Annotated in this window: 19 protein-coding genes and 1 pseudogene; 10 read left to right on the forward strand and 10 right to left on the reverse strand. The window is 69.8% G+C overall.

The genetic code is table 11. The features are described from left to right. Nucleotides 1-239 precede the first annotated feature (239 nt). The 3 genes from ACQ86G_RS20490 (at nt 240) to ACQ86G_RS20500 (ending at nt 4,407) form a co-directional block, all read left to right on the forward strand. Nucleotides 240-1,706, forward strand: coding sequence for a sigma-54-dependent transcriptional regulator (locus tag ACQ86G_RS20490; protein ID WP_431257045.1), 1,467 nt, complete (start codon nt 240-242; stop codon nt 1,704-1,706). 233 nt (nt 1,707-1,939) lie between these two features. Continuing rightward, nucleotides 1,940-3,052 carry an IS481 family transposase gene (locus tag ACQ86G_RS20495; RefSeq protein WP_431257046.1) on the forward strand — a complete coding sequence of 371 codons (1,113 nt, stop codon included), beginning with the start codon at nt 1,940-1,942 and terminating at the stop codon, nt 3,050-3,052. A 206-nt stretch (nt 3,053-3,258) separates the two neighbouring features. Continuing rightward, nucleotides 3,259-4,407 carry a DNA topoisomerase IB gene (locus ACQ86G_RS20500; RefSeq protein WP_431257047.1) on the forward strand — a complete coding sequence of 383 codons (1,149 nt, stop codon included), beginning with the start codon at nt 3,259-3,261 and terminating at the stop codon, nt 4,405-4,407. Between the two features lie 55 nt (nt 4,408-4,462). On the opposite strand, the pseudogene ACQ86G_RS20505 reads toward ACQ86G_RS20500, so the two are convergent. The 3 genes and pseudogenes from ACQ86G_RS20505 to ACQ86G_RS20515 form a co-directional block, all read right to left on the reverse strand. Next, nucleotides 4,463-4,603, reverse strand: a pseudogene (locus tag ACQ86G_RS20505) (HAD hydrolase-like protein); the annotation flags it as partial. 79 nt (nt 4,604-4,682) lie between these two features. Next, nucleotides 4,683-4,895 (reverse strand): hypothetical protein, encoded by a 213-nt coding sequence (locus tag ACQ86G_RS20510; protein WP_431257048.1) that lies wholly within the window; start codon nt 4,893-4,895, stop codon nt 4,683-4,685. A gap of 132 nt (nt 4,896-5,027) precedes the next feature. Further along, nucleotides 5,028-5,561 carry a response regulator gene (locus ACQ86G_RS20515; RefSeq protein ID WP_431257049.1) on the reverse strand — a complete coding sequence of 178 codons (534 nt, stop codon included), beginning with the start codon at nt 5,559-5,561 and terminating at the stop codon, nt 5,028-5,030. Nucleotides 5,562-5,831: 270 nt separating this feature from the next. On the opposite strand from ACQ86G_RS20515, the gene ACQ86G_RS20520 reads away from it, so the two are divergent. The 4 genes from ACQ86G_RS20520 to ACQ86G_RS20535 all read left to right on the forward strand — a co-directional run bounded on the left by ACQ86G_RS20520 (nt 5,832) and on the right by ACQ86G_RS20535 (nt 7,919). Then, nucleotides 5,832-6,347 carry a hypothetical protein gene (locus ACQ86G_RS20520; protein ID WP_431257050.1) on the forward strand — a complete coding sequence of 172 codons (516 nt, stop codon included), beginning with the start codon at nt 5,832-5,834 and terminating at the stop codon, nt 6,345-6,347. A 116-nt stretch (nt 6,348-6,463) separates the two neighbouring features. Next, on the forward strand, nt 6,464-6,829 hold the full coding sequence (locus tag ACQ86G_RS20525; RefSeq protein ID WP_431257051.1) for a DUF883 family protein: 366 nt from the start codon (nt 6,464-6,466) through the stop codon (nt 6,827-6,829). 171 nt (nt 6,830-7,000) lie between these two features. Beyond that, nucleotides 7,001-7,375 (forward strand): hypothetical protein, encoded by a 375-nt coding sequence (locus ACQ86G_RS20530; protein WP_431257052.1) that lies wholly within the window; start codon nt 7,001-7,003, stop codon nt 7,373-7,375. Continuing rightward, complete coding sequence (locus tag ACQ86G_RS20535) at nt 7,359-7,919, forward strand: hypothetical protein (protein WP_431257053.1); 561 nt, start codon at nt 7,359-7,361, stop codon at nt 7,917-7,919. Before ACQ86G_RS20530 ends, ACQ86G_RS20535 begins: the two co-directional genes overlap by 17 nt. Before the next feature lie 122 nt (nt 7,920-8,041). On the opposite strand, the gene ACQ86G_RS20540 is transcribed toward ACQ86G_RS20535, so the two are convergent. The 4 genes from ACQ86G_RS20540 to ACQ86G_RS20555 all read right to left on the reverse strand — a co-directional run bounded on the left by ACQ86G_RS20540 (nt 8,042) and on the right by ACQ86G_RS20555 (nt 12,370). Beyond that, nucleotides 8,042-8,500 carry a ferritin-like domain-containing protein gene (locus ACQ86G_RS20540; RefSeq protein ID WP_431257054.1) on the reverse strand — a complete coding sequence of 153 codons (459 nt, stop codon included), beginning with the start codon at nt 8,498-8,500 and terminating at the stop codon, nt 8,042-8,044. A gap of 47 nt (nt 8,501-8,547) precedes the next feature. After that, entirely contained in the window at nt 8,548-10,422 is a 1,875-nt protein-coding gene (locus ACQ86G_RS20545) for an ATP-binding protein (protein ID WP_431257055.1), read from the reverse strand. Then, nucleotides 10,380-10,991, reverse strand: coding sequence for a hypothetical protein (locus tag ACQ86G_RS20550; protein ID WP_431257056.1), 612 nt, complete (start codon nt 10,989-10,991; stop codon nt 10,380-10,382). Before ACQ86G_RS20550 ends, ACQ86G_RS20545 begins: the two co-directional genes overlap by 43 nt. 113 nt (nt 10,992-11,104) lie before the next feature. Next, nucleotides 11,105-12,370 carry an AI-2E family transporter gene (locus tag ACQ86G_RS20555; RefSeq protein WP_431257057.1) on the reverse strand — a complete coding sequence of 422 codons (1,266 nt, stop codon included), beginning with the start codon at nt 12,368-12,370 and terminating at the stop codon, nt 11,105-11,107. Between the two features lie 673 nt (nt 12,371-13,043). Between ACQ86G_RS20555 and rpoN the strand changes: the two genes are divergently transcribed. Beyond that, the gene (gene rpoN, locus ACQ86G_RS20560; RefSeq protein WP_431257058.1) at nt 13,044-14,447 is read left to right on the forward strand and encodes an RNA polymerase factor sigma-54; all 1,404 of its coding nucleotides are present in this window, start codon (nt 13,044-13,046) and stop codon (nt 14,445-14,447) included. A gap of 89 nt (nt 14,448-14,536) precedes the next feature. On the opposite strand, the gene ACQ86G_RS20565 is transcribed toward rpoN, so the two are convergent. Further along, nucleotides 14,537-14,908: a hypothetical protein gene (locus ACQ86G_RS20565; protein WP_431257059.1), complete on the reverse strand. Its 372-nt coding sequence runs from the start codon at nt 14,906-14,908 to the stop codon at nt 14,537-14,539. Nucleotides 14,909-15,068: 160 nt separating this feature from the next. Between ACQ86G_RS20565 and ACQ86G_RS20570 the strand changes: the two genes are divergently transcribed. Beyond that, nucleotides 15,069-16,190 (forward strand): mechanosensitive ion channel family protein, encoded by a 1,122-nt coding sequence (locus ACQ86G_RS20570; protein ID WP_431257060.1) that lies wholly within the window; start codon nt 15,069-15,071, stop codon nt 16,188-16,190. A gap of 89 nt (nt 16,191-16,279) precedes the next feature. Here the strand turns inward: ACQ86G_RS20570 and otsB are convergent, their stop codons facing one another. Both otsB and ACQ86G_RS20580 read right to left on the reverse strand, forming a co-directional pair. Beyond that, nucleotides 16,280-17,080 (reverse strand): trehalose-phosphatase, encoded by an 801-nt coding sequence (gene otsB / locus ACQ86G_RS20575; protein ID WP_431257061.1) that lies wholly within the window; start codon nt 17,078-17,080, stop codon nt 16,280-16,282. Further along, nucleotides 17,077-19,365, reverse strand: coding sequence for an alpha,alpha-trehalose-phosphate synthase (UDP-forming) (locus tag ACQ86G_RS20580; protein ID WP_431257062.1), 2,289 nt, complete (start codon nt 19,363-19,365; stop codon nt 17,077-17,079). Before ACQ86G_RS20580 ends, otsB begins: the two co-directional genes overlap by 4 nt. Between ACQ86G_RS20580 and ACQ86G_RS20585 the strand changes: the two genes are divergently transcribed. Then, nucleotides 19,364-19,855: a hypothetical protein gene (locus tag ACQ86G_RS20585; protein WP_431257063.1), complete on the forward strand. Its 492-nt coding sequence runs from the start codon at nt 19,364-19,366 to the stop codon at nt 19,853-19,855. The genes ACQ86G_RS20580 and ACQ86G_RS20585 overlap by 2 nt on opposite strands. The last annotated feature ends 15 nt before the right edge of the window (nt 19,856-19,870 follow it).

The following is a 19,870-nucleotide window of genomic DNA, read 5'->3' on the forward strand; positions in this document are numbered from 1 at the left end:
CACCGGCGTGGTCCTCGGACTGCTGCCGGTGTCGTTTTGTGGGGCGAGTTGTTCGCATGTCGTTTGCGACTGGACGCTGACCGACCGGCTCTCACCGGAATATTTTTCAAATCAAATCCCCAAGGGGCTGGCAAGCGGGCCGCTTGCTGCAAGAATGAGTTAGATGAGTTCGGTTGACCTACTTCACGAATGACCGGCTCTACAAAAGTGAACACCCCCCAAGAACGAAGGATGACCCGGTGACCCATGCGTTGATCGTGGATGACGATATCGATTCCGTCGCCACCCTGCAGGAACTGATCGCGAGCGAGAAATTCACCGTGTCGGTGGCCCATACCCTGCGCGATGCCCGGCGGCACATCGCGCTGCAGCAGCCCGACGTGGTGCTGCTGGACCTGCAGCTCCCGGACGGCAACGGCATGGAGCTGTTCCAGGACCCCCAGCTGGTGGCCAACTCCGAGGTGGTGCTGATCACCGGCCACGCCAGCCTGGACACCTCGATCCAGGCGCTGCGCCTGGGTGCGGCCGACTATCTGGTCAAGCCGATCAACATCAAGCAGCTCCAGGGCGTGCTGTCCCGGGTGATGAAGCCGGCCGCATTGCAGGCCGAAGTCTCCGAGCTGAATGCCAACCTGGCCAACACCGGTCATTTCGGGCTGCTGTGGGGTCGTACCCACCCGATGCAGCGGATCTACGAACAGATCTCGCGCGTGGCGGGCACCAGCGTGTCGGTGTTCATCAACGGCGAGAGCGGCACCGGCAAGGAGCTGGTCGCGCAGACGGTGCATGACCTCAGCCGGCGCCGCAAGAAGCCCTTCCTGGCGGTCAACTGCGGCGCCATCTCGCCCAACCTGATCGAGAGCGAGATCTTCGGTCACGAGAAGGGCGCCTTCACCGGCGCGGACAAGCAGCACGAAGGCTTCTTCGAGCGCGCCAGCGGCGGGACGCTGTTCCTCGACGAACTGACCGAGATGCCGATGGAGCTGCAGGTCAAGCTGCTGCGCGTGCTCGAGACCGGCCGTTTCATGCGCGTGGGCTCGACGACCACGCTCGACGCCGACGTGCGGGTGATCGCCGCGTCCAACCGCCCGCTGCTGCAGGCGGTGCAGGCCGGCAAGCTGCGCGAGGACCTGCTGTACCGCCTCAACGTGTTCCCGATCGAGATGCCGCCGCTGCGCGACCGGCTCGACGACGTGCCGCTGCTGGCCGATCACTTCCTGCGCCAGATCGCGGCCAAGGAAGGCAAGAACAAGCGCTTCACCGCCAAGGCGCTGGCGCAGCTCCAGACCTACCACTGGCCGGGCAACGTGCGTGAACTGCGCAACGCGGTCCAGCGCGCGTACGTGATGGCGGTGGCCGACGTCGTCGACGAGCAATGGCTGCCCAAGGGCGAGGGCGCGGATCCGCAATCCACGGCCGCCTCCGCCGCCGCGGCGACCAGCCTCGGCGTGGGCGTCCCGGCAGCCGCGCCGGCGGCGGCGGCGTTCGTGACCTCGGCGGAATCGTCCGGCCCCTCGATCACGATGCCGCTCGGCAGCTCGATGGCGCAGGTGGAGAAGGCCTTCATCCTGGCCACGCTGCAGCACTACAAGCATCACAAGGAGCAGACGGCGGCCGTCCTCGGCATCAGCTTGAAGACGCTCTACAACCGCCTGAAGGAATACGCGGCTGAGGATGCGGCGGCGGCCGACAAGGCTGAGCAGTAAACGCGTCAAGTGCAGTAAACGCAGTCACCCAGAGCGCCGACTCCCTCTCCCGCTGGCGGGAGAGGGCCGGGGTGAGGGCTAGCGGCTGTGGAAGTGCTGAAGCCTGCTGACTTCCGAGTCTGCAGGCCCTCACCCCCGCCCTCTCCCGCCAGCTGTATGGACCGAGGACATGGGTAACAGGTGTGCCAGGACATGGGTGACACTTTTCCCGCCTAGTCAGCGGGAGGACGAAGTTGCCCTGGAGCCAAGTCACCGTGAAGGATCAAAGAGAGGAATTCGTTCGGCTGGCCCGACAGCCTGGCGCCAATATCAGCGAGCTATGTCGACGCAGCGGCATCAGCCGTAAGACGGGCTACAAGTGGCTCAGCCGAGTCGATCTTGAGGATCGATCTCGGCGACCACGAACCTCACCGACCCGTACACCCGAACAGCTGCAAGCTCAGGTGCTTGCAGTGCGGGCCGAATGTCCGGCTTGGGGTGCTCGCAAGATCGCGCATGTGCTGGGGCGCGATCATGGCGTGCACATAGCGGCCAGCACGGCCAACTGGGTGCTGCGCCGCAACGGCCTGATCGACCCGGCAGCAAGCCAGGCCGCAACGGCATGGCAGCGCTTCGAGCACGAGACGCCTAATGCGCTGTGGCAAATGGACTTCAAGGGCCACTTCGCCACCGACGCCCAGCGCTGTCACCCGCTGACCGTGCTGGACGATCACTCGCGCTTCAACATCGTCCTGCAAGCGCTGGGCAATGAGCGGCTCGAGTCCGTGCAGCCCGTGCTGCAGCGCGCCTTCGAGCGCTATGGGCTGCCTGAGCGCATCAACGCCGACAACGGCCCGCCCTGGGGTTCGCCTACGCGCGGCGCGCTCACCGAGCTGGAGGTGTGGCTGATTCGGCTGGGCGTGCGCTTGAGCCACAGCCGACCGATGCATCCGCAGACCAACGGCAAAGACGAACGATTCCATCGCACGCTGAAGGCCGAGCTACTAGCCAGTCGGCACTTCAAGGACCTGAGCGATGCCCAGCGCCACTTCAGCCAGTGGCGCCATCTCTACAACTCCAAACGGCCTCATTGCGCACTGGGCATGGGCACGCCAGCCAGCCGCTACGTGGCTAGCCCGCGCTCAATGCCAAGCTCACTGGAGCCCGTCGAATACGGCGATGGCGTCATCGTGCGCCGGGTCGGATACGGTGGACGGATCCAGTTCAAGGGCAATACCTACCGCGTTGGCAGAGGTCTCATCGGCCAACCTGTGGCCCTACGACCTCACTTGGATCTCGATGGCAGCTTCGATGTCTTCTTCTGCCACCAAAAGGTACGCATGATTGAGCTGTGCCAGGCTGACTAACCTGGACCTGACCTGTTACCCATGTCCTGGCACACCTGTCACCCATGTCCTCGGTCCATACAGCCAGCGGGAGAGGGAGTCCGATCGGTTCTACTCGCAGCGCTGGCTCCTCTTCTCCTCTCCCTCTCCCGCTTGCGGGAGAGGGTCGGGGTGAGGGCCAGCGGCCTTGGCATGCGGCCTGCCTTGTGAAAGGCAGGAGGACGCGTATGTCGTTGCGTTGGGTATCCGATTGCGAACCGGGGCTGCGCCGCAAGCGCGCGGCCAAGGGCTTCCGTTATGTCGACGGCCAGGGGCGTCCCGTGCGGGATGCCTCGACGCTGCAGCGCATCCGCGCGTTGGCGATTCCACCGGCCTACGAAGACGTCTGGATCTGCGCCCGTGACGACGGCCACATCCAGGCCACGGCCCGCGATGCGCGCGGCCGCAAGCAGTACCGCTATCACGCGGACTGGATGGCCCTGCGCGGGGAGAACAAGTTCGGCCTGCTGCTGGACTTCGGCCAGCGCCTGCCCCGCCTGCGGCGCCAGGTGCAGGTCCGCCTGCGCGACAGCGGCGTCGATCGCGGACGGGTCATCGCGGCCCTGGTCCGGTTGCTCGACCGCACCTGGATGCGCATCGGCCATCGCGAGTACGCGCGCAGCAACGGCTCCTACGGCCTCAGCACCTTGTTGTGCCGGCATGTGAAGGTCAAGGGCGACGCGTTGCTGCTGAGCTTCCCCGGCAAGAGCGGCGTGCGCCATCAACTGGCCGTGCGCGACGACCGCGTGGCGGCCCTGGTGCGCCGCTGTCGCGACCTGCCCGGCCAGGAGCTGTTCGGCTACGAGGACGAAGCCGGAGAGCCGCACCGCATCGACGCCGCCGACGTCAACGACTGGCTGGCCACCGCCGGCGGACCGACCTGCAGCGCGAAGGTCTTCCGCACCTGGCATGCGAGCGTGCTGGCGCTCGACCTGTTGTCGGACCACGCGCGCGCCGGGACTGCGCCGGTCGATGCCCTGAAACAGACGATCAAGGACGTGGCCGCCCGGCTGGGCAATACCGTCGCGGTCTGCCGCAAGTCGTACATCCATCCGGAGGTGCTGGCCTGGGGGCAGTCCGACCGGCTGGCGACCTTGCCCTCTCAACGCTGGATGAGCGCGCCGCCGGCCGTCGCCGGCCTGAGCGTCGCGGAGCGGCGGCTGATGGGGCTGCTGCGGACGCAGCCGCGCGTGGAGATCGCTACGCCTGCGCCTGCGCCGTTGCCGGGGAAGGCGTCGCCGCGGCCAGCGGCGCGTCGTCGAGCGCGTCGTCCATCGACGTCGATGCCGACGCCGCCTCGCGCAGCAGGTGATCGGCGAGCGACGGCCAGTCGCTGAAGACGCCGGCCGGCTCGCGCAGCGGCGAGCGCCGCCACGCGGTCTCCCCGCCGGTGTCGAGCAGCAGCCCGGTCGCGCCGGCGCGATGGCCCGCCTCGACATCGTCGAGCAGGTCGCCCACCATCCATGAGCGGGGAGATCGAGACCGTGCGCCCGCGCGGCGCGCGTGAGCATGCCGGGCGCGGGCTTGCGGCACAGGCAGGCCGGGCGGCCCTGCGCGTCGGGGGCATGCGGGCAGACCGCCACGTCGTCGAGCACGACGCCGAACTCGTCCTTCAGACGCTGGAGCAGCGCCCCTGCAGCCGCGCGAACTGCACCCGCGTGAAGGCGCCGCGCGCGATGCCGCTTTCGTTGGTGACCAGGACCAGCGCCAGCCCCGCGGCACTCAGCCGCGCGAGCGCCTCGCCCGCGCCGGGCATCAGCCGCAGGCGCGACGGATCGTGGATGACCGCGTCGTCGGGTGCGACCAGCGTGCCGTCCTTGTCCACGAAGACCGCCGGGCGCAGCGATCCCGGCGAGGGCCCGTCGGGCCGTTCGCGCGAGAAATCGAGGTCGTGGAGGGAGAGGGTGGTGAGGGGGCGTCGAGCCAGGCAGTCACAGGGGCAGCCTCCGCGACGCGCTCAGCGCACCCAACCGTAGTCGGTCTGGCGCGGCGCCAGCGACTGTTTGTGCCGGGCCATCAGGCCCGGCTCCCGTCGTGCGCCGTCGGCGGCCGGATCGATCACGGCGCCGGTCTGCAGTCCTTCGACCGGGGCGGCGACCGCGTCCGCCGGCCGCGCGCCGCGCGGGGGCGGCAGCAGTTCGGCCAGCCGGGCCAGCGTGCGGCGCACGTCCAGCGGCTTGGCCCACATCTCCATGAACCCGCAGCTCAAGGCGTCGAAATCGGAATCGGCCGTCACCGCGATCGCCGGCACCTGCGCCCAGCCGCGCCGCATGCGCAGCAGCTTCAGCAGGTCGGAGCCGTGGCAGTCGGGCAGGTGCAGGTCCACCAGCAGCAGCGAGGGCTGCAACTGTGCACTCAGGCGCCAGGCAGGCATGCCGGCCTCGGCGACGTGCAACCGCAGGTCGCGGCGCTGTTCGAACATCGCCTCCATCACGATGACGTTGAGCGGGCTGTCTTCGACGTACAGCACCGACGTGAGACCGTCGTTCATCGTTCGCTCCTTCCCTGTTCGATTCCGGTTGGTCGCGAGATATGGCAATCGCCGTGCCCGGAAATCTCCCCAACCTTGGGGATGTCGCTCGACGGCACCGGGTGATTCGGCTCGTCCGGTGTAACCGGTGGATGACCGGTCCGTCAATCTCGGTGACATGTTGGCGGGCCTTCTTTTTCCGGCGCTTCGCGTGCGGGAAAGACGGTGTACGCAATGGGTATGAGGCTTGCCTTGCGGAGGAGGACTCCCCCTCACTTCCAGGAGCATCCCATGGCCACAAGCATCCGTCCGGGCGCCGCCGGCAGCCCTCAAGAGGACGATCGCGACGACCGCCCCACCAGCTTCGGCGTCCACAAGCCGGTGGACCACCTGGTGATCAGCTTCCCCAGCGCGGCCGAGGCCGGCCAGGCGCGCGCCGCGTTGAGCGCGCACGGCATCGCCGACGCGGACCTCCATGCGATCGGCGATCGCGAGATGGTCGAACTCGTCGCGCGCGACCTCCAGCGCGCCAGTCCGCTGGCCGCGATCGGGCAGGAGATCAACCTGCTGCGCAGCCATGGCGAACTGGCCGAGCGGGGCTACCACTTCCTCGTCGTCAAGGCGGAGAACGACGGGCAGGCGCGGGAGATCGCCGAGATCGCGCGCCGCAACCGCGCCGAGCGGGCGCAGTACTACGGTCACTTCATCATCGAGGAGATGCTGGAACCCGAAGGCGGCCGCCCGCAGGTGGCGGAGTCGCCGCATCGCGGCCTGGACACGCATCCGAAGCCGGACCTGCCGCGCTGAACGGGCCATCCGCACGCCACCCGCGCGCCCCGCGCCATGGCGGCACGCCGCTTGCCGTTCCGCTCACCACCGATCCCTGCCCCCGCTGCCACCGTGCACACGAAAGGAACCTTCCCATGAGCACCACGCCCAACAACGAGAAGAGCGACAAGACCGTGCCGTTCACGACGGCCGACGATGCCGCCAAGCTGGTCAACGGCACCGCGCCGTCGAGCACCGCGGCCGCCGACCTGGTCAACCGTGCCGCCGACAAGGCGCACGCCACCATCGACCGCCTGGCCACGGCCGCCGCGCCCAAGGCGCAGCAATTGCAGAAAAGCCTGGAGGACACGAACGAGCTGATCCATGACCGCGCCGAGCGGCTGCGGATGACCGGCAACGAGTGGTGCGACAGCCTGCGTTCGAACGTCCGCGAACATCCGCTGATGGCCGTGGGCACCGCGCTGGCGGTCGGCCTGCTGATCGCGCGCCTGACGCGCTGACCGCGGCGCGCCCATGAGCGACGTGCCGCACGCTTCGCCGTCCTTCCCACCGCCGTTCCCGCCGCCTCCACCCCTCGGCAGCCGCCGTCGTCCGGGCCCGCGCCCGGATCGACGGCCGGTCCGTCGCCTTCGGGCGAAGGGCCGGCGGCGGGCGCCAGCTGGCTCGGCGACGTGCAGGGCATGGCCCGCGCGGCGCGCGGCATGCTGTCCGGGCGCCTGCTGCTGCTGGCGCTGGAGTTGCAGCGCGCCAAGCACGGCCTGGTCAGCCTGGTCATCCTGGGGGTGGTGGCGGCGATCGCCGGCGCCACCGCCTGGCTCGCGCTGTGGGCCTTGCTGGTCGCGATCGCGGTCCATCTCGGCCTGACCTGGCCGTGGGCCTTCGCCGGCGTGCTGGTGATCAACCTGCTGCTGCTGGCGTGGGTCGCCGCCGCGATGAAGGCCCTCACGCCGATGCTGGCGCTGCCGGCGTCCCGCCGCCAGTTCCACTGGCTGTTCAACGATCCGATGGATCCCGAGGAACCGAGTCCCGATGGCCGCCACCCCTGACCGTCCCGACCCCCGTCGCATCCCCGATGTCCCCGATCCCGGGGGCGCGGCCGAGTCGATCGAGGCGCTGACGCTGCGCATCGAGATGGCGGAACTGCGCGTCGTGCGCCGCGACCTGGAGTTCCAGCTGCATTGGGACTCGCTGCAGCAACGCGGCAAGGCGGTGATGGTGCCGAGCCGCTGGCTGCTGCCGGCGCTGGGCACCGGCGCGAGCTGGCTGTTCTGGCGCCTGGTGCGCGGCAAGCGACGGCGGCACGAGCGGCACCGCCACGATGAATCGCCGGCGCGGGCGTTCCATGCGTCGCGCGACACCCGCGCGGCGCATGGCGCGCATCGCGGCGATCACGCGGAGACCGCCACCGATCGTCCCGACATGGGCTCGATGCAGCTGCTCACGCTGCTGTGGAGCCTGATGCCGACGCAGATCCGCGGCCGCGTCGGACCCGAGATCACGCAACTGGTACTGGGTGTGATCGCCGGGTTCATGCAGGGCCGCAAGAAGCAGCGGGAAGAGACGCGCGAGGAGGTCCGCCAGAGGACGTGATCGACCGCGGCCCGCGGTCGAGTCCGCCATCGGCTCACCCCTCACGACCATGAAGAAGGCGCGCCCTCGGGCGCGCCTTGTCGTTCAGGGGGCGCATCCGGAGACGCGCCGTGATCGGCCGCTCAGACCTTCTCGGCGTTGCGCGCCTGATCGCGCAGCAGCTTGATCTGGTCGTGGTTGCGCAGGGTGCCGGCCAGCTGGCGCTGGACGACCTCCAGCACGCCCGCCGGCAGGTCCTTCTGCGCCGCCTTGCGATAGCGCGCGACGGCCGCATCCTCGCCGCGCTCGCATTCCTCGAGCATGGCCTTGTCGCTGTAGCCGGTCAGCGTGCCCTTGACCGCGACCCAGCCGCGGTGGAGGGAGCCCGCGGCGCTGCCGTCGTCTTCCGGCGTGCCGCCGTGCTGGCGCACCAGCTGCTGCAGTTCCGAGCAGGCCTGGCGGCAATCCGCCGCGCGCTGCGCGAAGACCTCGCGCAGCCCCGCGCTCTTGACGTGTTCGGCGGAGCTCAGGAAGCCGTACTCGCCGTCCTTGCAGGTTTCGATGAGCGTGTTCAGCTCGTCGATGACGTCCTTGTTGTCCATGGCAGTCCTTTCCGATCGGGGGAGTGGTGATGCCATGGAACAGCAAGTCACGTACCCGTCGGCAACCCCATCGCGCGCCGCAGCGCCTCCAGGATCTGCGACGGCGACGCCGGCTTGCGCAGCACGATGAAGGAGGATTCCGCGGTGAGCGCTTCGCTGAATCCGCTGATCAGCACGACGGGCAGGCCCGGGCGGCGCGTGCGCAGCTCGCGGGCCAGCGCCTGGCCGTCCATCGAGCCGGGCATCACCACGTCCGACAGCACGATGTCCACCGCCGCGCCGCTGCCGAACAGCTGCAGCGCCTCGTCCGCGTCCTTGGCGCTGAGCACCTGGCAGGAGAAGCTGCGCAGCAGGCCGGCGGTGACGCGGTTGAGCTCCTCGTTGTCCTCGACCAGCAGCACGCGCACGCCCGCCAGACTGTTGGTGAGCCCGTCGTCGCGCGTGCGCTCGGTGCCGTCGATGCGGGCGCCGTCCGGCACCAGGCGCGCACTCGTCTGCGCCGGCAGCAGCAGCGTCACCGTCGTGCCCGCGCCGAGCTGGCTCGCGATGCGCGCCGTGCCGCCCGCCTGGACGCAGAAGCCCAGCACCTGGCTCAGGCCCAGGCCGGTGCCCTTGCCGACGGGCTTGGTGGTGAAGAAGGGCTCGAACACGCGCGCCAGCAGGTCGTCGGGGATGCCCGGACCGCGGTCGGTGACGCTGATCGCGACATACTCGCCCGGCGCGAGGTCCTGCACGTCGCCCGGCGAGGCGCGGCCGGCCTCGACGGTGATCTCGCCCATGCCGTTGGTCGCGTCGCGGGCGTTGAGCGAGATGTTGATCAAGGCGAGCTCCAGCTCCGACGGATCGACGCGCACGCTGGGCAGGTCCGGCGCCATCGTCATCGCGAGCTGCATGCGCTTGCCCAGCACGGTGACGAGCAGCTCCTTCATCTCGCCGAGCGTCGAGCCCAGGTCCACCACCTGCGGATGGACCGGCTGGCGGCCGGCGACGCGCAGCAGATGCTGGGTGAGCCGGCTGCCGACGTCGACGGAACGCATGATCGCGCCCAGCGGCATCGCCAGCGATTCGGCGTGCGGGCTGCGCTGGATCAGGTGGGCGCTGTTGCTGATGACGCCCAGCAGGTTGTTGAAGTCGTGCGCGACACCGCCGGTGAGTCGGCCCAGCGCCGCCGTGCGCTGCGAGCGCGAGCTGAGCTGCTCGGCTTCGCGCGTGCGGTCGATGGCCTCGTTGACGCGCTCCTCGAGTTCATAGCGCCCTTGGTGGATCGCGGCGCTCGCATCCTCGAGCGCGAGCGCGACCTCGTCGCACTCGACCATGCCGGTCTTGCGCGCGCGCACCGGCTCGCCGGCCCGCAGCTCGTTGGCGATCTCGTTGAGCGCGTGGATGGGGCCGGAGATGCGCCGGCTGATCCACAACGCGCCGAACATGCCGACCAGCACCAGCAGCAGCGCGCCGATCGCGATCGGCTGCAGCGCGGCACGCGCACCGAAGCCGCCCGGGCCCCCGTCGCGCGGCACCGCGGTGACGACGGTCCAGCCCTGCGGCGATTTGCTGAAGTAGCCCATCACCGGCCGGCCGTCGAGGTTGACCGAGTCGAACTGGGCCTCGTCGCGCGTGGCCATCAGGCGCTTGAGGTCGTCGGTGCCGGGACGTCCCGCGTAGCTGATGCCGCCCGGGTGCCGCGCCACGACGGTGCCGCGGCCGTCCATGATCGTCGCGGTCCAGTCCGCAGGCAGGCGCTGCCCGTCGATGATCTGCTGCAGCTCCTGCGGCAGCACGGTGATGCTCATGTTCAGCCAGACATGGCCGCCGCGCTCGATCGGCTGGATGATCTGCGCGCGCAACTGGCCGGTGGCCGGGTCGGGGGCGAGGTCGCCCATCACGGCCTGCTCGACCAGCGGCACGCCTTCGCGCACGAGCACCGGGCGCGAGGCGGCGGTGGTGGGCAGGCCCGGCGGCGGCGTGGCCGCGGCGGCCGTGCCGGTCCCGGCCGCCGTGGTCGGTGTGGTCGGTGTGGACGGTGCGGACGTGATCGTGGCGGTTCCCCCGGAGCCGGGAAGGCAGGCGCCGCCGCGGAGGCCGCGCCCGTCGTGACCATCGCGGGCGCCAGCGTCGGGCTCTCCGGCACCCGGCCCGGCGCCAGGCGGGTGCTGAACAGCGTCCGGTCCGGCGCGTTGAGCTCCACCCAGCCCGACAGCCCCTGCATCGCGCGGCGCGACTGCAGCTCCAGCATCGCCAGGTCGTCGGGCGGGATCTGCGGCGACGCGTCCAGGATCTGCGACAGCGACAGCACCCGCGCGATGCCGGCGCGGCGGGCCAGTTCCTTGTCGACGACCATGGACAGCGCGCGCGTGCTGTCGCGCATGTGGCGCACGGTGGCTTCCTGCTCGTCGCTCCAGGTCTGCCAGCTGACCCACAGCGCCGCGATGATGCCCGGCAGCATCACGGACAGGACGAGCACGAGCAGGCGGGAACGGATCGGCAGCGGCATGGGCGATGAGACGGAGGAACGGGCGGAGGAACCGGCGGGCCACCGCGGCCGGAGGCCGGCGGTGCGGACGAGCCAGCGGGCGCGTCGAGGCGGCAGATTATGGGCGGTGCTGTTCAAGGGCGGTTCGGACGGGCCGCCAGGGCCGCGTCGTCGGGAGGCGAAGGGGAGGCCGGGGAAGTCTCCGGGGGCGGGGCGAACGGTGCGGTGAAGTTCGGTGCTAGGGGCGGCACGAACGTCGACGCCTGCGGCGGTCGGGGCGGCCGCAGCAGCGTGCTCAGCGGCGTGCAGGGACGGTCGCTGCCGCGCAGGTAGACGGCGACGGGACGCATCTGCCGGTTGCGCTGGCTGATGCTGCGCAGGCAGATCAGCAGCGGCACCGCCAGCACCGCGCCGGCCACGCCCCAGAGCCAGCCCCAGAACATCACCGACAGCAGCACCGACAGCGGATTCATCGACAGGCGCTTGCCGACGACCATCGGGGTCACGAAATTGGATTCGATCGCGTGGATGCACAGGTAGCACGCGACGGGCGCGGCCAGCGCGGTGAAGCCCGCGTCGCCGAGGGAGGCGGCCAGCGACGCCGCCAGCAGCAGCCCGCACATGATCAGCGGACCGAGGTAGGGGATGAAGTTGAACATCGCGGCCAGCGCGCCCCAGAAGCCGGGGTTGGGCAGATCCACGAACCACATCGTGCCCGACACGATCAGGCCGACGCCGATGTTGATCACGCTGACCGAGGCGACATAGCGCGAGATGTCGCGCTGCGCCGCGCGCAGGCCGCCGAGCACCACGGCCCGCAGGCGCGGACGGTGCGGCAGCAGCTCGATGCAGCGCGACAGCACCCAGTGTTCGGAGGCCAGCAGGAAATACAGCAGGATCGTGGTGGCCGCCGTGGACACGAGGAACTTCAGGCCGATGCCCAGCGCCTGCGCGGTCAGCGCCACGCCTTCGCTGGCGATGCGTTCGCGCACCGGGTCCGTCGGCGGCGTCGGCGCCGCACGATTCGAGCTGCGACGCTCGACCGGCGGACCGAAACCCGGGATCGCCGCGCGCCACTTGTCCACCTGGTTCAGCGCCTGGGACACCGCGACGGGCGCGCGCTGCCACCACTGCGCCACCGGCTCGGCCAGCAGCGCCACGCTCAGCACCGTGCAGCCCACCAGCGTCGTCACCAGCATCGCCGCGCTCACCGATTCCGGCAGGCCGTGGTGCCGCATCGTCCGCACCGCCGGCGCCAGCACGAAGGTCAGGATCAGCGCCACCAGCACCGGCAGCACGATCGCACTGGCCTCCTTCAACAGGAAGACCAGCGCAATCAACAGCAGGCCTCGCGTCGCCCAGCGGCGCATCGTGGTCGGGGGCAGGGCGGAGGGGCGCAAGATGGTAAGGATGACGGGGGAAGGGGACCGGGCAGGCTGTTGAAGCAAGGCCCGGGCCAGCAGGGAGCGCTACCACCTGGGTTCCGGGGGGCGGGTACGTGCGGTTACGGCGATTGACGCGGTGGCGCGGGCGGTTGGACTCCGCTCGGCCAAGCGCGGGCTCTCCACGAGGCAGGGGGCATCGCGTCCGCGAACCCCCAGCCTCATTCCGGCCCCACGGAGAGCCTTGACCGCGGAAGAGGGGGAGATGCGGGGAGCGAGGGGTGGGGCTCACCTTCGGGGGGAGCAGGTGGGCGTGCGGAAGCTGGCGCTCGGTAAAAGGTGCCGAAAGCCTTGCGGGGATCAGGGGTGGCGGCAGGTGTCGCGGACGTTGGGCGAACCGGCGCGGTGGCATCGAGGGGCATCCAGGTTCGCCGGATGACGATGCATCTGATTCCCGGCAGGCCCCGTGCCTACTGCGTTTGCGGCGTTCGGGCAGGCACGCCAAATGACGGGGGATCCGCGATATGAAAATCCGGCGACGAGGTGGCATGGTCCTTGCGCTGATGGTTCCAACAGGCCGGTTCGCCGGCACTGCCTACAACCCGTTCCCGTCCTCGTCGGCGGGGACTCTCCGGAACCGGTTGTCGGCAGCTTCACCCTCTACCGGACAGGAGTCTCACAAGTGGGAGCAATGGAACTCAGGCACGAGCACAGACAGACCCAGACGCTGTCGCCTCGCCTCCAGCACGCCGTGCGTCTGCTGCAGATGTCCTCGCTGGACTTCTCCACCATGGTCACGGACATGCTGGGGCGCAATCCCTTCCTCGAAGTCACCGAGGCTTCGGACGATTCATCGCCGCTGGACGCGGACGTGCCGGTCGCCGCGTCGCCGGTGATGTCCGACGCGCCGGAACCGTTCCCGGACGATCGCGAGATCTGGCGCGCCGAGAGCTCCGGCTCGATGCGTCGCGCGGAGGACGGCGAACTCAGCGCGCTCGAAATGACCGCGGCCCAGACCTGCCTGCGCGAACACCTGCGCAGCCAGCTCAACGTGCTGCGGCTGTCGCCGCGCGACCTGGTGCTGGCGACCATCGTGGCCGAGTCGGTGGACGACGACGGCTACCTGCGCAGCTCGCTGGAGGAACTGGCCGCCGTTGCCCAGATGCAGCCGCCGGTGGGCATCGACGAGATGCAGATCGCGCTCAAGCGCGTGCAGGCGCTGGACCCGCTGGGCGTGGGCGCGCGCAGCGTGGCCGAGTGCCTGCTGCTGCAGCTGCCCAAGCTCGAGGACGCGCGCAGCCGCATGCTGGCCGAACGCATCATCTCGCAGCACTTGAACCTGCTGGCCTCGCGCGACATCCCGTCGCTGGCGCAGCTGCTGGACGTGAGCGTGGCGGAAGCCGAGTCGGTCTGCCTGAAGCTGCGCCGCTTCGATCCGCGGCCGGGCTGGCGCTACGAGACGACGCAGGCCGCCTACATCGTGCCGGACGTGCTGACGACCAAGGTGCGCGGCCAGTGGCGCGTGCAGCTGAATCCGGCGGTGATCCCGAAGGTGCGGATGAACCAGGTGTATGCCGAGCTGTTCCAGCGCCATCGCCAGCAGGGCCATGCGGAGATGGCCAACCACCTGCAGGAGGCGCGCTGGACGATGCGCAACATCGAGCAGCGTTTCTCGACCATCCTCGACGTGGCCAATGCGATCGTGAAGCGGCAGCGCCACTTCCTCGAGTTCGGCGCGATGGCGATGAAGCCGCTGGGCCTGAAGGAGATCGCCGACGAGGTCGGCATCCACGAATCCACGGTCTCGCGCGTGACCAACAACAAGTACCTCGCGACGCCGAGCGGCGTGTATGAGCTGAAGTACTTCTTCTCGCGCGCGATCGTGAGCAGCAACGGCAGCGCGTGCTCGGGCACGGCGATCCGCGGGCTGATCAAGGACATCATCGAGGCCGAGCGCGCGGACAACCCGCTGTCCGACGCCGAGATCACCCGCCAGCTCGCCCGCCAGGGTCTGGTGGTGGCGCGCCGCACGGTGACCAAGTACCGCCAGATGCTGCGCATCGACGCGGTCGAACGGCGCCGGCAGCACAGCTGACAACCCTTTTCCCGAGGCGCGATGGAGACAAGGACGAGGCCCCAAGAGGCCTCGTTTTCATTGGGATGCCGCCAGCGCCGGCCCTTCGTTCATCCCTTGCTGTCGTTCCCGCCGTTGCCCTTCGGGCCACCCTTGGGATCCTTGACGATCCGGTCCCGTTGCTGGGCATCCAGCCCGGGTGTCGACCGCAGATCGGTGTCCACCTGACCTTGCTTCAGGTCCTCGTGGGCCTGGCCGATGACCGCGCGCTGGTCCTCGCCGGCCGCGCCGCTGCCCATGCCGCCGGTCGAGTCGCCCCCGGTGCTCTGGTCGCGCTCATGCGGCAACTGCACGTCGTCCTCGTGGGTCGGCGCCGGATCGGGCTCGACCGTCCCCGGGGAGACCGGCGCCTTGTCCAGCATGCGGCGCGGAGCGCCTGCCGCCGTCGATGTCGGCGCCTGCTTGTTGGTGCTATGGGTCATCGGGAACTCCTGTTGATTGCAATGCCCTGACAAGGCAATCGGTTCACCCACGATCGATCGAGACGAGACGAGACGAGACGAGACGAGACGAGGCGCGGCGCCCGGGCGATCCCCGCGTTGTGCAGTGCAGCGCCGGAACGGCACTTGCCCGCCCGGCGCCATGCAAGCCTGGAAATCCCGTTTCTCGCTCCTCGACGCCGATCTCATGATGTGGGGTCAGCTGTTGCTCGGCGCGCTGGTGATCGTGGCCGGCGCGCTGCTGCTGCACGCCATCCTGCGGCCGGTTGCGCGACGACTGGCGAGGTTCTCGCCGCTGCTGACCTCGGTCGTGCAGCGCACCGACAACCCGGTCCGATGGGCGCTTCCCCTCGTCGGCCTGCTGATCGCCGCGCAGGGCGTGCCCGACACGATGCCGGGCATCAACGGCGTGCAGCATCTGCTGGGGGTCCTCACCATCGTGGCGCTGGCCGCCGTCGGCGCTGGCGCGATCACCGGCGTCGCCAACGGCGTGGCGCTGCTGAATCCGTCGGACGTCGAGGACAACCTCGCCGCACGCCGCATCCAGACGCAGACCAAGGTGCTGGCGCGCGTGGCCAAGGGCGCGGTGATGCTGACCGCGCTGGCCTTCATCCTGATGACCTTCCCCCGCGCGAAGCAGGTCGGCGCCAGCCTGCTGGCGTCGGCGGGCATCGCCGGACTGGTCTTCGGCCTGGCGGCGAAGTCGGTGTTCGGGAACCTCCTCGCCGGTCTGCAGATCGCGATGGCACAGCCGATCCGGCTCGACGACGTGCTCATCATCCAGGGCGAGTGGGGCCGGGTGGAGGAGATCACCTCGACCTATGTCGTGCTCAAGATCTGGGACGAGCGCCGGCTGGTGATCCCGCTGCAATGGTTCATCGAGAACCCGTTCCAGAACTGGACGCGCACCAGCTCCAGCATCCTGGGCACGGTGATGCTGTGGGTCGACTTCACGCTGCCCGTCAACGAACTGCGCGAGAAGGCCACGACGATGTGCAAGGGCTCGGCGCACTGGGACGGCCGGGTCTGCGGCGTGCAGGTCGTCGAGACGACCGAGCGCACGATGCAGATCCGCGTGCTCGTCAGCGCGAAGGACTCCGGCAAGGCCTTCGACCTGCGTTGCGAGTTGCGCGAAGGCCTGATCGCTTGGCTGCAGAAGACGCACCCGCAGTCGCTGCCCCGGGTGAGGGCGCTGGTGGAGGACATCCCCGCGCCCGCGGCGCCGGTGCTCAAGCCGTCGTTGCCGCCATCGCCGGCCCCTTGACTGCCGGAACCGCGCGCGGTTCGGGCCGACCGGGTCCCCTTTTCTCCATCTCCCCCTTTGTCGGCCGCCCCGGCCGACAAATTCCCTCCTTAAGTTCCGAAAAGGGGACCCGGTCGTCCCTCTCCCGGCTCACCGAGGTGTTCGAGCATCAGGCGGAGCACGTCGTCGATCTCCGCCTGCTCGTTGAGGTAGTACCTCGCATGGCTGTGGTCGAGCCTCGGACCCACGCGCACCGTCACCCAGTCGGCGCCGGCGCGCTGGAAGGCCGGCTCGTCGTTGGTGTCGTCGCCGACGTAGAAGCCCGCATCGGCGCCGTAACGCGCCGTGAGGCGCGTCATCGCATCACCCTTGTCCGGAGCGCCGTCGACGAGCACGTTGACCACGCGCTTGCCCGGCTCGGTGATGACGCCCGCCGGCAGGTCGGCGACCAGCACGGCGATCGCGTTGCGCGCAGCCACCGGATCCTTCGCCATCCGGTAGTGGATCGCGATGGACGCGCCCTTGTCCTCGATCGTCGCGCCCGCCTGGTTGAGATGCGGCTCCATGCGCAGCATGCGTTCCCGGAACGTCCCCAGCGTCGTCACCACGTGGGGATCAGGTCCCTCGAACTCGTCCTCCGCGCCGTGGTTGCCGACGATGTGCGTGGGCTTGAAGCCCAGCCGGTGCCGCACGTCCAGCACCTGCCGGCCGCTGACGACCGCGACAGGCACGCGCGCGGCGAGTCGCTCCAGCAACTGGGCCGTCGGCTCCGGCAGGCGCGCCTCGTCGGGATGCATGACGATGGGCGCCAGCGTGCCGTCGAAGTCGAAGCCCAGCAGCGGGCGGCGTGTCATGAGGCGGGCGACCGCGGCGCGGCCCTCCGCGTCGAGCAGATATCGCACCGGCATCATGGCGTCAGCGCCTCCTCTCCCGATTCCCGTGAGCGCCGCTGCACGCGGCGCGTGATGCGCTCGCGCAGGCGCCATTGGCCCGCGTCGGTCAGCATGCGGCCGGCCCAGCGGTAGACGTTGAACTCGCGCACCGTCATGCGCAGGCTGGCCATGCGCTCGCGCTGCTCCTGCGGCGGCATCAGTGCTGCGCGGTGCAGGGCGTCGGTGGTCTCTTCCACGTGATACGGGTTGATGACCAGCGCCTCCTGCAGCTCGCGCGCCGCGCCGGCGAAGCGGCTCAGGATCAGCACGCCCTGGTCGTCGTCGCGGGCGGCGATGAACTCCTTGGAGACCAGGTTCATGCCGTCATGCAGGCTGGTCACCACGCACATGTGCGCGGCGCGGTAGAGCGTCATCAGCGCCGCATGGTCGTGGTGCTCGGCCAGCAGCACCACCGGCTTGTAGCCGGCCTCGCCGAAGCGCAGGTTGATGCGCTCGGTGACGCGATGGATGCGGTCCTGGAATTCGCGGTACTCCTCCAGCGCGTTGCGCGTCGGCGCCGCCACCTGCACGAGCACGAAGCGCCCCTGCCATTGCGGATGCTTCTCCAGCAGGCGCTCCACCGCGTGCAGCCGTTCCAGGATGCCCTTGGTGTAGTCGAAACGGTCCACGCCGACCGCCAGCACCGTGTCGGGCGCGAGCTTCAGCCGCTCGAACACCGAGGCGCGTGCGTCCGCCGGGGACAACCAGCCGGCGCGTTCCTCGTCGGTCGGCCACGCGATCGAGATCGGGTAGCTCTGCACCAGCGTCGGCTCGTCCTGGTAGCTGATCGTGGAATGCTCGTGCTCGATGCGCGCCTCCAGGTAGCGGTCCACCGTCTCGGTGAAGTTCTTGCAATGGAAGCGGGTGTGGAAACCCAGGATGGTGCTGCCCAGCATGCCCTGCAGCAGCTCGCGGCGCCACGGGCAGATGCCGAAGGACTCCGGGTTGGGCCAGGGGATGTGCCAGAAGGTGATGATGGTCGCCTTGGGCAGCTTCTCGCGGACCATGGCGGGCAGCAGCGCGAAGTGGTAGTCCTGCACCAGCACCACCGGGTCGTCGCCGCGCGCCTCGGCGACGACCGCGTCGGCGAAGCGCTGGTTCACGGCCTTGTACTGCGCCCAGTCCGACTCGCGGAACACCGGCCGCACGTGCGCGACGTGGCACAGCGGCCAGAGGCCTTCGTTGGCGAAGCCCTGGTAGTAGCCGCGCTCTTCTTCCTCGCTCAGCCAGACGCGACGCAGCAGGTAGTCCTGCGTGTCCGGCGGTACCGCGACGCGGTCGTGCGCGTCCACGACGTCCCGGTCCGCGCTGCCGCTGCCGTGCGCGATCCAGGTGCCGGAGCAGGCGCGCATGACCGGTTCAACCGCCGTGACCAGGCCGCTGGCGGGGCGGCTGACGGAGATGCCGTCCGGACCGCGCTGGTGGATGTAAGGCTCGCGGTTGGAGACCACGATCACCTGGTCGCCGCGCAGCTGCGTGCGCAGCAGGCTGCGCAGCCGCTCGGGATCCCACGGCGTCAACGGGCCGTGCTCGCGGTAGAGGTTGTCCTCGAGCTCGCGGATGTGCTGGCGGATCTCGACCTCCAGCGGCTGCAGCTCGGGCGGCGCCGTCTCCGGTCCGCCGCGGAAGCCGCCGGTGTTGAGCAGCGGCCGCACCAGGCCTTCGCCGCGCAGGATGGCGCGCATGCCGGAGACCCAGCCGCGCCAGCTCAACTGCGCCACGATCATCGTGATGCCGGCGATCGCCAGGCCCAGCACGGTGATGAAGATGATCATGTAGCGCCGCGTGTCCAGGCTGCGGCGGTCGGGCAGGCTGAGGTCGTGCAGCAGCACCAGCCGCTCGGCGTCGGGCTGCGCCGGGTTGACCGGGAACACGCCGATGTGGACGGCGCCGCTGGTCAGTTCCAGCCGGGGATCCTTCAGCGCGGCGCTGGCCTCAGCCTCCTTGCAGCTGAGCGAGCCGGGGAAGCCCTTGGTGCTCATGACCTGCGTGCCGTCGGGCGCGCACAGCGCGATGCCCACGAGGCGCTCGTCGAGCACGCCGCGCTCGAGCAGGTTGCGCAGGCGTTCGCGCTGGGCGCTGGGATCGATGTCGCTGATCGCGACGGACAGGGTCTTGGCGACCATCGCGCCGCGCAGGCTCAGGTCGCGCGAGAACCAGCGCAAGGTCATGCGGTCCAGCAGCGGCAGCGCCAGCAGGGCCGCGACGGTCAGGGTGATCAGCAGCGGGACCAGGAATCGCAGCTGGAGATGCAGCGACTTCATGCCCGACCCCCGCGCGGCGCGGCGCAGGGTCGATCAGGACGGCGTCATCGTCGTCGTCGAAGTCGAAGCCATCGATGTCTGCACTGGCACGGGCCGGATGTCCCTTCAATCCGTGCATGCCGCCGAGCGCCAGCCCGGCCGCGAACGCACCGTAGACCAGCAGCAGGCTGGCCACCGAGGGCGGCCGCGTGTCGGAGGCGGTGGCGCGCTTGTCGGCGCCGGGGGTGAGCACGCTGGGCGTGACGACGCGGTCGACGCCGACGGCGACCGCCGTGAGCAGCAGCGCGTCGGTCACCGCGTTGCCGCGCGTGGGCCGGCGGCGCGTCGCGCGCAACCGGTCGTAGAGCGCGCCCCACACGAGGCCGGTGGCGGCGTGCAGGGCGATGTCGGCGGCGGAGGTCTTCAACGGCGGACGGCCGACGCGGTATTCGGAACGACCGACCAGATGGGCGTGATCGGACCGGCTGCCGCGCAACAGCGCCAGTCCTGAGAACAGGCTGGCCAA

The organism is Roseateles chitinivorans (assembly GCF_050632145.1).
Lineage (GTDB): Bacteria > Pseudomonadota > Gammaproteobacteria > Burkholderiales > Burkholderiaceae_C > Roseateles > Roseateles chitinivorans_B.